Annotated in this window: 16 protein-coding genes; 4 read left to right on the top strand and 12 right to left on the bottom strand. The window is 73.4% G+C overall.

Features of this window, described 5'->3' with window-relative positions; all coding sequences use genetic code 11:
• Positions 1–198: 198 nt before the first annotated feature.
• From IC607_RS07560 to IC607_RS07565, 3 genes are read right to left on the bottom strand one after another with little or no spacing between them, the layout of a single operon-like run.
• Positions 199–684, bottom strand: a complete 486-nt coding sequence (locus IC607_RS07560; protein ID WP_191786636.1) for a GNAT family N-acetyltransferase — start codon at positions 682–684, stop codon at positions 199–201.
• A gap of 35 nt (positions 685–719) precedes the next feature.
• Positions 720–851 carry a hypothetical protein gene (locus IC607_RS17630; protein ID WP_255502277.1) on the bottom strand — a complete coding sequence of 44 codons (132 nt, stop codon included), beginning with the start codon at positions 849–851 and terminating at the stop codon, positions 720–722.
• On the bottom strand, positions 848–1,501 hold the full coding sequence (locus tag IC607_RS07565; protein WP_191786638.1) for an MBL fold metallo-hydrolase: 654 nt from the start codon (positions 1,499–1,501) through the stop codon (positions 848–850). The genes IC607_RS17630 and IC607_RS07565 overlap by 4 nt, the downstream gene beginning before the upstream one ends.
• Positions 1,502–1,627: 126 nt before the next feature.
• On the opposite strand from IC607_RS07565, the gene IC607_RS07570 reads away from it, so the two are divergent.
• Positions 1,628–2,392 carry a ParA family protein gene (locus IC607_RS07570; protein ID WP_191787057.1) on the top strand — a complete coding sequence of 255 codons (765 nt, stop codon included), beginning with the start codon at positions 1,628–1,630 and terminating at the stop codon, positions 2,390–2,392.
• 12 nt (positions 2,393–2,404) lie between these two features.
• On the opposite strand, the gene IC607_RS07575 is transcribed toward IC607_RS07570, so the two are convergent.
• The 8 genes from IC607_RS07575 to IC607_RS07610 all read right to left on the bottom strand — a co-directional run bounded on the left by IC607_RS07575 (position 2,405) and on the right by IC607_RS07610 (position 8,169).
• Entirely contained in the window at positions 2,405–2,989 is a 585-nt protein-coding gene (locus IC607_RS07575; protein ID WP_191786640.1) for a MerR family transcriptional regulator, read from the bottom strand.
• Positions 2,990–3,134: 145 nt separating this feature from the next.
• A complete protein-coding gene (locus IC607_RS07580; protein WP_370526070.1) occupies positions 3,135–3,641 on the bottom strand; it encodes a bifunctional nuclease family protein in 507 nt (168 codons plus the stop codon).
• 58 nt (positions 3,642–3,699) lie between these two features.
• Positions 3,700–4,362, bottom strand: coding sequence for a MerR family transcriptional regulator (locus tag IC607_RS07585; RefSeq protein WP_191786641.1), 663 nt, complete (start codon positions 4,360–4,362; stop codon positions 3,700–3,702).
• 187 nt (positions 4,363–4,549) lie between these two features.
• The gene (locus tag IC607_RS07590; RefSeq protein WP_191787059.1) at positions 4,550–4,960 is read right to left on the bottom strand and encodes an FHA domain-containing protein; all 411 of its coding nucleotides are present in this window, start codon (positions 4,958–4,960) and stop codon (positions 4,550–4,552) included.
• 244 nt (positions 4,961–5,204) lie between these two features.
• Complete coding sequence (locus IC607_RS17820) at positions 5,205–6,272, bottom strand: DUF881 domain-containing protein (RefSeq protein ID WP_191786643.1); 1,068 nt, start codon at positions 6,270–6,272, stop codon at positions 5,205–5,207.
• A gap of 1 nt (position 6,273) precedes the next feature.
• Positions 6,274–6,606 (bottom strand): small basic family protein, encoded by a 333-nt coding sequence (locus tag IC607_RS07600; RefSeq protein ID WP_191786645.1) that lies wholly within the window; start codon positions 6,604–6,606, stop codon positions 6,274–6,276.
• 13 nt (positions 6,607–6,619) lie between these two features.
• Positions 6,620–7,591, bottom strand: coding sequence for a DUF881 domain-containing protein (locus IC607_RS07605; protein WP_191786647.1), 972 nt, complete (start codon positions 7,589–7,591; stop codon positions 6,620–6,622).
• A complete protein-coding gene (locus tag IC607_RS07610; protein WP_370526071.1) occupies positions 7,591–8,169 on the bottom strand; it encodes a CDP-alcohol phosphatidyltransferase family protein in 579 nt (192 codons plus the stop codon). Before IC607_RS07610 ends, IC607_RS07605 begins: the two co-directional genes overlap by 1 nt.
• 105 nt (positions 8,170–8,274) lie before the next feature.
• On the opposite strand from IC607_RS07610, the gene IC607_RS07615 reads away from it, so the two are divergent.
• Together IC607_RS07615 and IC607_RS07620 are read left to right on the top strand one after the other, a co-directional pair.
• Entirely contained in the window at positions 8,275–8,709 is a 435-nt protein-coding gene (locus tag IC607_RS07615; RefSeq protein WP_191786651.1) for a CoA-binding protein, read from the top strand.
• Positions 8,710–8,961: 252 nt separating this feature from the next.
• Positions 8,962–10,755: a DEAD/DEAH box helicase gene (locus tag IC607_RS07620; RefSeq protein ID WP_191786653.1), complete on the top strand. Its 1,794-nt coding sequence runs from the start codon at positions 8,962–8,964 to the stop codon at positions 10,753–10,755.
• 71 nt (positions 10,756–10,826) lie between these two features.
• On the opposite strand, the gene IC607_RS07625 is transcribed toward IC607_RS07620, so the two are convergent.
• A complete protein-coding gene (locus tag IC607_RS07625) occupies positions 10,827–13,553 on the bottom strand; it encodes a substrate-binding domain-containing protein (protein ID WP_191786655.1) in 2,727 nt (908 codons plus the stop codon).
• Positions 13,554–13,624: 71 nt separating this feature from the next.
• Between IC607_RS07625 and IC607_RS07630 the strand changes: the two genes are divergently transcribed.
• Positions 13,625–14,734, top strand: coding sequence for a LacI family DNA-binding transcriptional regulator (locus IC607_RS07630; RefSeq protein ID WP_191786657.1), 1,110 nt, complete (start codon positions 13,625–13,627; stop codon positions 14,732–14,734).
• The last annotated feature ends 70 nt before the right edge of the window (positions 14,735–14,804 follow it).

Below are 14,804 nucleotides of genomic sequence, written 5' to 3' on the forward strand. Positions count from 1 at the left end.
ACACCCCGATCGCTCTCGCGCCTCATCCACCAAACGCCGATAATGCACATTATGTCATTACAGCGCGGCGCCGCCACCCCTGCCCGAGCCCGCCACAGTGCCGAGAGCCGGCGAGCGATCGTGGATCAGTCGGTTCCGGTGTGAATCAGTCAGGTGCATCCGACTGAATCAGTTCGAGTCGACTCGTTCATCCGCGCGTCAGCGCAGCGTCAGCTCGTAGCGTTCCTCGATGCGGGCCGGCTCGCGTTGCAGCTCGTGGCGTTCACCCGTGCGCGCGAAGCCCGCGCGGACGTACAGGTCGCCCGCGGCGTGGTTGTCGTCGACGACCCACAGCGACAGCGTCCGGGCGTCCTCGTCGACCGCACCCGTACGGGCGGCGTCCAGCAGCCGCCAGCCGATCCCCTGGCGACGCACCTCGGGCGCGACCCACAGGCCGACGACGTGACGGTCGTCGACGGGAGAACCGGGCTCGAGCAGCATCGAGACGATGCCGCGACCGACGCCGGTGGCGTCCACGGCGATCCAGGTGGACACCGTGCGCGCACGCATGCGCCAGTGGGACTCCTTGAACATCTGCTCACGCTGGATCGACGACCCGAACACACCTGGGTCCTCACTCAGTGCGCGCAGCCGGACGTCCCGGATCAACGCCCAGTCGTCCTCGCCCACGCGTCTGATCTGCACGTGGACAGAATGCCGTATGCGCCCGTTCCTGACCGTCAGGCGGGGTCGCCGTGTCCCTCGGGATCCGGTGTGGCGCGCGCCACGTCCGCGATCTCCTCCTCCGGGCGCGGCGGGATGTCCTCGTCGAACTCCAGCTCGGGAACCTCGTGGGGCGTCTGCTCGCTCATGCGTTCTCCTCCAGATCGATCGACTCCCCGGGGGCGAGGAGAATGGGTGCACCTGCTCCCCCGAGCCGCTCGACGAGCGACCCGTAGAGCCCGCGGCCCGCGTCGGACAGATGGGCGTCGTGGATGACGACGACGCGCTTCGGGGCCACCTCGCGCACGTAGTCGATGCTCTGCTCGCTGCTCAGCCACGGTCCGGCGAGCGGGGTCATCAGCACGTCGACGGCGCCGGGCTCGACCGTGACGAACGAGTCGCCCGGGTGCAGGACGCGCTCGACCAGGAACCCGACGTTTGCGAACAGCGGGATGTCGGGGTGGATCGAGGCGTGCCACTCCCCCACGACCCGGACGTCGAAGCCGCCCGCCCGGATCTCGTCGCCGTCCGCGACCGCGTGCAGCCGCGACGAGTCGGCGCCGGCCGCGCGCAGCAGGGCCAGCACCGGCTCCGGGGCCCACACCTCGGCCCCGGCGGCGACCGCGGCCGCAACCCCGTCGACCTCGAGGTGGTCGGCGTGCTCGTGCGTCACGAGGATCGCCGAGCAGCCGTCGAGTGCGGCCGCGAGGTCCGTGAACATGCCCGGGTCGAGGACCAGGGCGTCGCTCCCCCGGTCCAGACGGATGCAGGCGTGCGACCAGCGGGTGAGCGTCGTCATGCGAGCAAGTCTGCCGCGTCGGTCACCGACGCGCCTGGTCAACGAGCCGTCGTCGCCCGACGCGGGCACCAGCGCCGGCGCGTCCGGTGCTCCGCCCGGCGGACGAATGACGGTACGGTGACCACCGTGCTGGTGCTCGGGGTGTGCAGTCTCAAGGGTGGCGTGGGCAAGACGTCGGTGACGCTGGGCCTTGCCTCGGCGGCGCTCGAACGAGGGCTGCGCACCCTCGTCGTCGACCTGGACCCTCAGGGCGACAGCACGATGGCCCTGGGCACGCAGCCCGACAGCGGCGACGTCGCCGACGTGCTGGCCGACGCGAACGAGCACTCGATCGCCGCGGCGACCGTGCTGAGCACCTGGGCCGACGACGGCCTCGACGTGCTCGCGGGCTCCGAGCGCTCGGCCGTCCATGACCGCCTCCAGTCCACGGACGTCGACCGGCTGCGGTACGCGCTGCCGTGGATCCGCGGGTACGACCTGGTCCTGGTGGACTGCCCACCCTCGCTCGGCAGCCTGACGCGCACCGGTCTGACCGCGTGCGACCGCGCCCTGGTCGTCACCGAGCCGGGGCTGTTCGCCGTGATGGCGGTGGGTCGCGCGATGCGGACGATCGACGAGCTGCGTCGGACGGCCGCACCCGGCCTGCAGCCCCTAGGCATCGTCGTCAACCGGGTACGCGCCCGCTCGATCGAGCAGGCCTACCGCCTCGAGGAGCTGCAGAACCTCTACGGTCCCCTGGTGCTGAACCCGTTCGTGCCCGAACGCGCCGCGCTGCAGCAGGCGCAGGGCGCGGCCCAGCCGGTGCACGCGTGGCCGGGCGCAGCGGCAGCCGAGCTGGCCGGCACGTTCGACGCCCTCCTCGACCGCGCGCTGCGCGCGCCGAGGCGCTGACCCTCGAAGGAGTCAGCCCGCCGAGCGGGCCTGTCGCCGCAGCGCGAGCTCGTCCTGGCCGGGGGCAGCGGGCGTCTCGTCGTCCTCGGCACGCTCCGTGGGGAGCTCCGCGAGCGAACCCTCGACCTCGCGCCAGACACGACCGACGGCGATGCCGAAGACGCCCTGGCCACCCTGGACCAGGTCGATGACCTCGTCCGCGGACGTGCACTCGTACACCGACGCGCCGTCAGACATGAGCGTGATCTGCGCCAGATCGTCGACACCGCGCTCGCGCAGGTGGCTGACCGCGGTGCGGATCTGCTGGAGCGAGACCCCGGTGTCCAGGAGCCGCTTGACGACCTTGAGGACCAGGATGTCGCGGAACGAGTACAGGCGCTGCGTGCCCGAGCCCGTGGCGGGCCGGATGGACGCCTCCACCAGGCCGGTCCGGGCCCAGTAGTCGAGCTGCCGGTACGTGATCCCGGCGGCACGGCAGGCGGTCGGCCCGCGATAGCCGGTCGCGGTGTCGAGATCGGGCAGGTCATCGTCGAACAGGAGACCCTGCGCTCGCTGCGGGACGCCGGCTGCTGTCTCGGCGTTCTCGGTGCTGCTCACGGGTTCCTCCACTCGTCGCACGTGGCACGGGAGCTCACGCGCGGCCACCTGGCCTTCGGCAAAGGTAGGCCTGCCGGGTGCCATCCGCAATGACACGGGCGGCGTGTCGAGCGGCGAGTCTCACGTTCGACCTGAAGTCGAAGGTTCAGGCCTCGTCCGGCTCCGCGCCCGTCTCGAAGTCCTCCGGCGAGACCGCCTCGAGGAACGCCTTGAAGCGCGCCAGGTCCTCCTCCGACGTCGTCGTCCTGACCTCGACGCCCGCCTCCGCGACGACCTCCGCCGAGCACAGCACCGGGACGCCGAACCGCAGCGCCATCGCGATCGCGTCGGACGCGCGCGAGTCCACCCGACGCGCGCGCGTCAGCACCAGGTCCGCGTAGAAGATCCCGTCGTCGAGGCGGGTGATCTCGACGTGGTCGAGACCGTCTCCCGTCGCGACGATGACGTCACGCAGCAGGTCGTGCGTCATGGGCCTCGGCGGCACGACCCCGGCCTGGGCGGACGCGATGGCCGACGCCTCGGCCGGCCCGATGAGGATGGGGACCAGCAGCTCGGCGTCCGCGTCGAGCAGCAGCACGACGATCTCGTCGGCGCTCGCCCGTTGCCGGACGCCGACGACCTCCACCGTCACCAGCCCTGACCCGTCCCCCACCCGGTCAACCTACGACGCGCACGCACGCGAGGCCAGACGGGCGACCGGACGACCCGGATCAGGGCGCGAGGTCGGCGACCGCCGCCCGGACGAGGGCCGTGTGCATGCGCGCGCACAGCTCCCCCACCTCGGCGGCCAAGGTCCCGGCGTGCGCCCGCGACGAGGCGCTGCGCTGCCCGCGCAGGGGCGCGACGAGCTGGTCGACGAGGTCGACCTGGCGGTCCACGGCCGTGCGGAACTGGCGCAGGTGGCGCACGTCGATCCCGTGCTCGGCCAGGGCGGCCGCCGACGCGACGACCTCCCGGGTCCACGGGTCGAACGAGCCGTTGCCGTTCTGCCGGAGCACCCCCGCCGCGACGAGCTCGGTCACGAAGACCTCGTCCACGTGCGCGTCGGACGCGAGCTCGTGCGCGCTCAGCCGGTGACCCGTCGGGCGGACGCCGTCCCTGGTGGCCAGCCGCGCCGGGCTCGTCGGCTCGTCCTCCTCCCCCGCGTCGAGGGCGGCCAGACGCTCGCCGATGACCTTGAGCGGCATGTACCTGTCCCGCTGCTGGCGCAGCACGAACCGCAGCCGCTCGATGTCCGCGGGCGAGTACTGCCGGTAGCCGGCCGAGGTGCGGACGGGCTCGACGAGCCCCTGCTCCTCGAGGAAGCGCAGCTTGGACGTCGTGACCGCGGGGAACTCGATCTCCAGGGCGGCCAGCACATCGGAAATCCGCATCGACGCGCGCCGCGAGATCCCTCGCGGCCACGGCTCGGTCTCCGCGGGGACGTCCGGGCGGGGGTCCGACTCGACCGCGCGCGGTCCCTCGTCGGCGCGTGCGACAGCACCGCCACGTGCTCGTCCGCTCGTCACGGCGCGTTCCCCCCGGTCGTCGTCCTGCTCGTCGTCTGCGTGCCGACCCGGGTCATCCCTGCGCGGACTCGCGGTGCGGGCTCGGGTGGAAGGTCATGCGGTACTTGCCGATCTGCACCTCGTCGCCGGCGCGCAGGACGGCCTGGTCGATGCGCGTGCGGTTGACGTACGTCCCGTTGAGGGAGCCGATGTCACGGACGACGAACCCGCCGCCCTCCCGCACGAACTCCGCGTGCTTGCGCGACACCGTCACGTCGTCGAGGAAGATGTCCGCGCGCGTCGAGCGACCCGCGGTCGTGCGCTCGTCGTCGAGCAGGAACCGGGCACCTGCGCTGGGGCCACGCTGCATGATCAGCAGGGCGGAGGTCGGCGGCAAGGCGTGCACCGCGGACACCTCGTCGGCTGTCAGGCCGACCGGGGCGCCGTGCTCGATCTCGACCGGGTCCACCTGGCCGAACTGCATCGTCGTGTCCGACGCCGACCGGGGCGCTGGGGGGCGCTGCGTCGCGAACTCCTCCGGCTCGACCGCTCCCGGGCGCGGGCCCTGTCCTTCGCCGCTCATCGGGCCTCCCGTCGCTGCGTCCGTGTGTCGTCAAGCGCCGGTCGTACGGCGTCTTGGACACCCTATGCGGACGTCGGCCGTGCGCGCAGCACGCAGAGCCCCTGTTCGGGGGCCGGAACGACCCCCTGCCCGGGACGAATCGGGATCAACCGTCGGACGCGGGCACCGGCGTCGCGTACTTCGGAGCATTGAGCACCCGCACGGACGTCACCTCGACCTTGTCCCGGCGCTGCACGTCCCCCTCGCCGCCGTTGCTGCGCACGGCCGCCAGGGCGCCGCCCGGGATCTGGAGCGCGGTGGCGATGGTGTCGGGATCGCCGATCACGGTCCAGACGTACGGTGGCGTGAGCCGCTCGTCGTCGAGCGTGACGGCGCCGGGGATCCCCGCGAACGCACTGCTCGCCGTGACGCGCGAGCCGTTGAGGTCGATGGCCTCGGCACCCGAGTTCCGCAGCTCCTCGAGCATGTTGAGCATGGTCGCCGGGGTGATCTGACCGCTCGGCTCGGAGAGACGCACCACCACGCCCGGGCCCTGCGCAGGGAGCCGACCGGCCAGGATGCCCTGCGTCTCGGCGCTGCGGCGCAGCGCGTCGAGAGCCGCCTGGCGCTTGTCCGAGCCCGAGACGAGCTGGTCGCGCTCGCGCCGCAGGCCGTTGACCTCCGTCGCGAGCGCGTCGCCGCGCGTCGTCGTCTCGTCGAGGATCCGCACCAGGTCCGCCTGGCTCAGGTCGGCCAGGCTGGCCTCGTCGTTCTGCCGGACCTGCACGACCAGAGCGAAACCGAGCACCGCGCAGAGCAACCCTGCCAGCACCTGGGCACGGGAGCTGCGGAACGCCAGCGCCGAGCCCAGCACCGCCCAGCCCGAACGGGTCGCCGGCGCCGGCTCGGCAACGGCCGCCCCCGGAGCCACGTCGTCGTCGGTGACAGGTGCGGGCAGGTCGGCCGGTGCGCCGTCCTCCGGGGGAACGCCGTCGTCGGCCGGTGCATCGTCGGTGGCCGATCCGTCCGCGTCGAGCGATGCGTCGTCGACCACGGAGCGGTCGACAGCGGCCGGCTCGAGCGGTTGCTCGTCCGTCGTCGCCCCACCGGCGGGCGCCTCGTCAGCGAACGCCGCAGCGTCGTCGTCGACCTCCTCCCCAGCGGGCGCACCCGGCTCCGCCGCCGGCGCGGCGTCGCCGTCCGGGAGCGGGTCGAGGTCCTGGCCGGGGTGCACGTCAGGCCTTGAAGAGGTGGCGACGGATGGACGCGGCGTTCGAGAAGATCCGGATGCCGAGGACGACGACGACGGCGGTCGAGAGCTGCGTCCCGACTCCCAGCTGGTCACCGAGGAAGACGATGAGCGCGGCGACCACCACGTTGGACAGGAACGACGTGAGGAACACCCGGTCGTCGAAGATGCCGTCGAGCATGGCGCGCAGTCCGCCGAAGAGCGCGTCGAGCGCGGCGACCACCGCGATGGGCAGGTAGGGCTGGAGCTCGAGCGGCACGGTCGGCTGCAGGACCAGACCTGCCACGACGCCCACGACGAGGCCGATGACCGCGATCATGCTTCGTTCCTCCTCATCGACGCGACGACCCTGCCACAGCGTCGGCGCTGGGCGAAACCGGGGCGCCGTCCCCGTTCGAGCCGTCCTCCGGCTCGACCCGCAGCTCGGGCAGCCCGGCCCCCTCGGGCACGGTCGCCTCGTGCAGGGTCGTCACCCGCACGGCCGGCAGCTCGATGTGCCGCTGCGAGGACATCTCGACACCGATCCCGTAGGTCGCGCGCAGCGTCGCCAGGAGCTGACCGGCCGACGAGCGGGCCAGGTCCGTCTGCATCGTGACCGAGTCGCCGATCGCCTCCACCGTGTACGGGCTGCTCAGCGGCACCAGGTCGACCAGGACCGCGCTGCCGGCGCTGCGGATCGCGGTCGTCGCCGCCAGCCGCTGCCCGTTGATCGCGATCGCCTCGGCGCCCGACTCCCACAGGCTGTTGACCAGCACCTGGAGGTCGGAGTCCTGCACCCGGGCATCAGGGTCGGCCGCGTCGCCGTCGGACCCGCTGCTCGGCGCGTCCGACAGCTCGATCTGCAGGCCCTTGCCGGTGACCTCGACCGCCCCGGACTCCACTGCGCTCGCGTCGAGCGCGGTACGCAGGGGCGCGTCGGCGTCCCCGAGGACGCGCGACTGGAGCGAGGAGATCTCGTCGCCGAGCGCCGTCGCCTGCGCCTGCAGGTCGGCCGCCTCGTCCCCGCGCTCGGTGATCTGGGACTCGAGGACCCGGCGGGCCTCGTTCGCCTGGCCCAGCGGCTTGCGGAGCTGGAGCGTCGCGGCCGCCGTACCGAGCCCGAGCGCGAGAGCCAGCACCACGAGGACCACGATGCCGGACCGGGTCCTCGACGGAGCCTCGCCCGCCTGCCGCCGCTGTGCGGCCAGTGCGTATCCCGGGTCGAGCGGCCGGCGGTAGAACTCGTTGATGAGCGTCATCGACGCATCGACACGCGCGGGACGCGCCGCGCCGTCCGCGCTCCCCTGCGTGTGCCGGCTCGTCATCACGCCTGCTGGCCGGGGCGCAGCAGCCGACGGGCCTGCTCGATGTACAGCGCACCGGCGAACCAGTAGAGAGCCACGCCCCACAGCGCGAACGCCCAGCCGACGACCTGCGCCGCCGTGCCCACCCACGAGTCCCACTCGGCGAGCAGCAGCAACGGGAACGCGTACAGCAGCGCGAAGGTCCCGGCCTTGCCGGCGACGTGGACCTGCGGCGGCGGGTACCCGGCACGCCCGAGGAGCAGCAGCATCACGCCGAGCACGACGTCACGGGCGACGAGGACGAGCAGGAGCCACAGCGGCACGACCCCCCGCCACGTCAGGCCGACGAGCGTGACGATGATGAACAGCCTGTCGGCCGCCGGGTCAAGGAGCTGGCCGAGCCGGGAGACCTGGTGCAGGCGGCGCGCGAGCACGCCGTCCAACCAGTCGCTCGCACCGGAGACCGCCAGGACGGCCACGGCCCAGGCGTCCTGCCCGGTGAAGATCAGCACCGCGAACACGGGGACCAGCAGCAGCCGCAGCAGGCTGATGACGTTCGGCACGGTCAGCACGCGCGTGCTGACGACCTCCTCGCTCACCTGCCCGCTCCTCCCCTGCTCGGTCGGCTGCCCGGTCCGGCACCCGGCCGCGACGATCCTACGGTCCCCGCGCGACGAGTGGTGCCAGCGTGCGAGGCTGCCGTCATGGACCACGACGACGACACCGTCCATCACAACGACACGGCGACCATCCGCCGTCTGCTGACGACACCGGGCCGCTGGGCGGTGGTGGGGCTCTCGAGCAACACGGAACGCGCCGCGTACGGGGTCGCGCGGTTCGTCCAGGGCCTCGGCCACGAGATCGTGCCCGTGCACCCATCGGCGCCCACCGTCCACGGCGCCACGGGGTATGCGACGCTCGCGGACGTCCCGGGTCCCGTCGACGTGGTCGACGTCTTCGTGAACTCCGGCCTGGCGGGCGCGGTAGTGGACGACGCGATCGCGGTGGGCGCCAAGGCCGTCTGGCTGCAGCTCGGCGTCGTCGACGACGAGGCCGCTGCGCGGGCCCGCGACGCCGGTCTCGACGTCGTCATGGACGCCTGCCCGGCCATCGAGGCACCACGGCTGGGCCTCGCCTGAGGCCGTTGTGCGTGACGTCACCCTCGTCGGACCTCCCCTCGCGGTACCTGTCCGCGTAGACTCGTATCGAACTTGGAGTTCGTCGCGTCCCCTCGTAATGACGCCGGCCCGCAGTGCGGGACCGGGCGGTCGTGTGGTCGAGGCCCCGGTGTGAAGACCGGGAGCCATGGGTAGTCAGGGGTTGCGACCCACCGTGCATCAGCGTGATGACGGTCCGGGCTCCCCCCATGACGACGATCGGTCACTCCTGCCATGACTTCTGCCTTGCTCAGCTCCGACGCGCCCGCGGCCAGCACGCCCGCCTCGACGTTCGCCGAGATCGGCCTTCCCGACGCCCTGCAGCGGGCCGTCGCCGACCTGGGCTTCGAGACGCCGTCGGCCATCCAGGCCCAGGCGATCCCGGCCCTGCTCGACGGCCGTGACATCGTCGGTGTCGCCCAGACCGGCACCGGCAAGACGGCCGCCTTCGGCCTTCCGCTCCTCGCCGCGGTCGACCCGTCGCTCCGTGCCGTGCAGGCGGTCGTCCTGACGCCGACCCGCGAGCTCGCGATGCAGGTCGCCGACGCGATCTCGTCGTTCGCCGCCCAGATCCCCGGCCTCACGGTCGTCCCCGTGTACGGAGGGTCGCCGTTCCTCCCCCAGCAGCGTGCCCTGCAGCACGGCGCGCAGGTGGTCGTCGGCACCCCCGGCCGCGTGATCGACCACCTGGAGCGTCGCACGCTCAAGATGGACGAGGTCCGCTTCCTGGTCCTCGACGAGGCCGACGAGATGCTGCGGATGGGCTTCGCCGAGGACGTCGAGAACGTGCTGCGCCGCGCGCCCGAGCGTCGGCAGGTCGCCCTGTTCTCCGCGACCATGCCGCCCGCGATCCGTCGTGTCGCCGAGCAGCACCTGGTCGACCCGGTCGAGATCACCGTGGCCCGGCAGTCGTCGACCGTGACCTCGGTCCGTCAGACGTACGCCGTCGTCCCGTTCCGCCACAAGGTCGGGGCGCTGTCCCGCGTGCTCGCCGTCTCCGACGCGGACGCCGCGATCGTCTTCGTCCGCACCCGTGGCGCGGCCGAGGAGGTCGGTTCCGCGCTGGTGGAGAAGGGCATCTCCGCGGCCTACATCTCCGGTGACGTCGCCCAGGGCGAGCGCGAGAAGATCGTCGACCGTCTGCGCTCGGGTGCGCTCGACGTCCTCGTCGCGACGGACGTGGCCGCCCGTGGGCTCGACGTCGACCGGATCGGCCTCGTCGTCAACTTCGACGTCCCGCGCGAGCCCGAGACCTACGTGCACCGCATCGGGCGTACGGGCCGCGCCGGCCGCGAGGGCGAGGCCCTGTCGTTCGTCACCCCCTCCGAGCAGAGCCGCCTGCGCCAGATCGAGCGCACGACCCGCGTGCAGCTCGAGCAGATCACGATCCCGACCCCGGCGGACGTCTCCGGGCACCGCGTGACGAAGCTGCTGGACCGCATCCCGGAGCGCACCGAGGCCGGTCGCCTCGACCTCTACCGCGAGACCGTCGCCGTCCACCTCGCCCAGAACCCGGGCACCGACCCGGCCGACCTGCTGGCCACGGTGCTCGCCCTGGCCGTGGGCGACGAGGGCCCCGGCGCCCGCGACGAGATGGACGCCGAGCTGGAGCGCGCCCGCCTCGCGGCGTCGCGCGACGACCGCGGCGCACGACCCGACCGCGGCGACCGTCCCGAGCGCGGCGAGCGGCGTCGGACCAACACGCACATCGCCGGCGGACCGGCCCGTTGGCGCGTCGCCGTCGGTCACCGTGACGGCGTCCAGCCGGGCGCGCTCGTCGGTGCGCTCACGGGCGAGGGCGGCCTGACGGGCAAGGACGTCGGCAAGATCGACATCTTCGGCAGCTTCTCGCTCGTCGACATCCCGGGCGGCCTGACGCCGGACGCGCTCGACCGGCTCGGCCGCGCCCGCGTCGCGGGCAGGCCGCTGCGGATCCGGATGGACTCCGGTCCGCGCAGCGACGGGCCCGCCCGCGCCGGCCACCACGCGTCGCGCCCCACGCACGGCCCGTCGCGCGGTCGCAGCTGACGTCTCGCGCTCGCGGCTGACGCAGTCGAGCACGGCCCCGCCCGGATCATCCGGGCGGGGTCGTCGTGCGTTCAGCGGCCGAGCTGTCCGCGGGTGACCGCGTCCGGACGCGCACCCGGGCCGCTGGTGGTCGGTTTGCCACCGCGCAGCAACCGGATCTCCGCCTCGCGCAGCACCTCCCCCGCGTCGCGCAGGTCGCGGATGCTCCCGAGCACCCCGACGGACACGAGGGGACCGAGGTCGTGGTTGATCTGCTCGAGCACGTCGGTGACCCGGGACGGGAACCCGCCCTTGCCGACGTCGTCGAGCAGCAGCGCGAACGTGTCCTCGGCGAGGCGCGCGGGGGTGTCCCCGGCGCGCAGCACCTGACGCAACCGCCGGACCAGCTCGCGGTGCAGCTCGGAGCGTGGCGCCTCCTGCTCGGACCTGCCCTGTCGGGGCATCGGCACCGACGACGCGACGCGCACGACCGCCAGCGCGCAGTCGTACTCGGGGGTGCGGCGCGTGCGGAGCACGGCGGCGCCGAGCCGGTCGAGGAAGAGCACGCGGTTGACCAGGCCCGTCTCGGGGTCCCGCAGCGCGTCGCGCTGCAACGCCAGCTCGGCCTCCTTGCGGTCCGTGACGTCGACGAGGGCGCCGACGAGCCGCGACGCGCACCCCGCCTCGTCGAGCACGGTGACGGCGCGGCACATCATCCAGCGGTACTCGCCCGATGCCGCGCGGACGCGGTGCTCGAGCTCGAGCGGTGTGGCGCTGCCGCCGAGCTGGGCGGCGATCGCCACCGACAGCTCGGCACGGTCGGCGGGGTGGACGCGCTCGAGCCACTCGCTGGGTGAGTCGCCGACCTCGTCGTCGGTGTAGCCCAACGTCTGCTTCCACCGCGTCGAGTAGTACACCGTCCCGGCCGAGACGTCCCAGTCCCAGGTGCCGTCGTGGGCGGCCATGGACGCGAGCGCGTACCGCTCCTCGCTGGCCCGGACCGCGTCGGCGAGCGAGCGTTCACGCTCGGCGGCCTGCTCGAGCGCGCGGCGCTGCTCGCGCAGGCTGGTCAGGAGCTTTTCCTGGTCGAGCGCGACGGCGAGCAGAGCGGCCCAGTGGTTGAAGCGGTCGCGGGCGCTCGTCGCCCGGGTCTCGACCGTGCCGTCGATCGCCAGCAGACCCCAGTCGCTGCCGCCGAACGTGACCGGCACGACGAACGTGACCTCGTTGGTGCCCGCGCCCTCCGCGCGGGTGAGCGCGACGGGCGGGAACTGGCTCGCGGTGGTCCGGGTCCCGACGAGCCGCGCCAGTCCCCCGGACGTGTCGTGGACGCCGACGATCTCCATCTCGCGGTCTGCCGGTCCTCGGTCAGCGCCGAGCCACAGCCCGAGGCACGCACGTCCCCGGACGCCGCGCGGCAGCCAGCCCAGCGCCCGCGGGCTCGCGCCGTCGCCGCGCAGCAGGTCCATGTCGACCTCGTACTGGTCGACGATCGTGCGCTCGAGCAGGCCGCTGCGTGCGAGCAGCGCCCGCGTGCAGCCCTTGGTGATCGCGACGAGGACCTCGGAGACGGTGCGGCGCAGCGCGGCTTCCCGCGACACGAGAGAGAGCGCTCCCACCGCGTCCGCCTCGATCCCCCGCAGGCACGTCACGAGCTGCTCGAGCGCCTCGGGGTGCGGCTGCATCGCGGCCGTGAGGTCGGCGAGCCGGGCCAGCGTGGCGGCCCCCGGGACGCTCCCCCGCTCGGCGGCGGCCTCGATCGGCTCGACGACCGCACGCCACCACACCTCGCGCGGCGCGGCACCGGTCCGGCGCGTCCCGCGGTGCCCCACCGGACCGACGAACGCCGTGCCCGCGAGCGAGCGCAGCGCCTGGTAGCCGTCCCGGCTCGTCGCCGGTGCGGGCGCCGCCGGCGCGGACTGCGTGGCCTCCGTGCAGCCGCACGACTCGCGCAGCACGAGGGTCGACGGGGCGCGGTACTCGCCGCCGGGCGCGGCATCGGTGACCTCGCCCCCGAGCATGCGCGACAGGAGCAGCGAGACGGCCTGCGCCCCGACCCGGTCGTAGTGGGCGTCCACCGTGGACAGCCGTGGCGTCGTGCGCGCACCCGAGTCGGCGTGGTCGAACGCGAACACCGCCTGGTCCCGCGGGAGCACCAGCCCGGCCGAGCGCAGCGCACGCTGGAAGCCGACAGCGTTGCGGTCCGTCGCCGAGACCACGGCGGTCGTCGGCGTGCCCGCCGCGAGCAACCGGGCCGCGGCGTCCATCCCGCCCTGCTCGTGGTTGTCCGAGGCCGGGTAGATCCACGAGTCGCGCGCCTCGATGCCGTGCTCGGCGAGCGTCGAGCGGTAGGCGGCGAACCGCTCGCGCATGTCCAGCTGGCCGAGGCTCCCGACGAAGCCGATCGCGCGGTGACCATGGCCGAGCATGTGCTCGACCGCGGCGCGCACGCCGCCCAGGTTGTCGGGCAGCACCACCGCGTCGTCGTCGGACAACCGCTCCTCGCTGACGAGGACGACCGGCACGCCCCAGCGGTTCACCGAGCCCAGGCGGTCACGGCGCAGGGCCTGGCCGACGACGACGAGCCCGTCGACGGCCCCGAGCGCGACTGGCGCGTCGAGCACCGACCCGTCGGGGTAACGTTCACGGTCCAGGCCGGCCGGGTAGGTCTGGACCGCGACGACGCGGTGACCTGCCACCCGGGCGGCGCGAGCGACACCAGCGATCAACGCACCGAAGTAGAAGCCACCGACGACGGGCGACAGCACACCGATCGTGCGTCGCTCCGTCGGAGCCAGACCCCGCCGCCGAACATCCATGTCAACCTCGCCCACATCTTTGGAGCCGAGACGATGCAATTCACCCGTACCGGGCGCAAGAGTAGGTGATCGTGACCAATCCCGCATCCGACCCTCCCGCACGCCGCGCCGCGAACGGCCCCGCAACCGCGCCACCCACCCGACCGGGAGGTCCGAGCCCCGCACGGCGTCCGACGATCGTGGACGTCGCGCGCGCCGCGGGCGTCTCGACCGCCGTCGTCTCGTACGCGCTCAACGGCCGGCCAGGCGTGTCCGCCGCCACGCGTGAACGCGTCCTGCGTGTGGCCGACGAGTTCGGTTGGCGTCCCAGCGCAGCCGCCCGGTCGATGCGCACGGGTTCGCGCGCCGTCGGTCTCGTGCTCGACCGCAGCGCCGTCGGGACACCCGCGGAGGCGAGCGGCGGACTGGAGTTCGTCGTCGCGCTCCAGGAGGTGCTCGTGACGCGCGACCTCGCCCTGGTGCTCCAGGTCGTGGACGGACCCGAGGCGGCCAGCGCGCTGTACGCCGAGTGGTGGGCCGAGCGCCGGTTCGACGTCATGGTCGTGACCGAGGCGCTGGAGGACGACCCGCGCATCGACGCGCTCCGCAAGCTGCGCGCACCCGCCGTGGTCGTCGGCGGCGCCCCGGGGGTCGACGACAACGCCGTGGCGGCCGCGACGGTCGGCGACGGCGAGGCGATGGTGCGCGTCGGGCGCTACCTGCTCGAGCTCGGCCACCGCCAGGTCGCCCTGGTGACGGGCCCCGCCGACCGGCACCAGACGCACGTGCGCGCCGCCGCGCTCGGCCACGTCCTGCGCACGTCCGACGGGTCCCTGCTGCACGAGGTCACCGACGGCTCACCCGAGGCGGCAGCAGGTGTGACGCGCCGCCTGCTCACCGGCGGGCAGCCGCCCACCGCCCTGGTCGTCGGGACGGACCAGATGGCCGTCGCCGCGCTCGACGTCGCCCGACGATCGGGCGTCTCGGTGCCGTGGGACCTCTCGCTCGTCTCGGCCAACGACTCGGCGCTCTGCCGCCTGGCCACACCCTCGATCACCGCGCTGCCGTCGGTGTCCGTCGCGCTGGGGACCGCGACCGGCCAGGTGGTGCTCGACGTCCTGGACGGAGCGCAGGGCCCGCGACGTGACGTCCCCGTCGGCGCGCTGGCGGTCCGCGGGAGCAGCGGACCTCGCACAGGATGAACCGCGTGCGAACGTCGTCGGAACGACAGCCCGGGGGCACCTAAACGTTTCACACCGTGTCGTGGGCGAA

Source organism: Cellulomonas sp. JH27-2, assembly GCF_014837175.1.
In the GTDB taxonomy this organism is placed as follows: Bacteria; Actinomycetota; Actinomycetes; order Actinomycetales; family Cellulomonadaceae; genus Cellulomonas.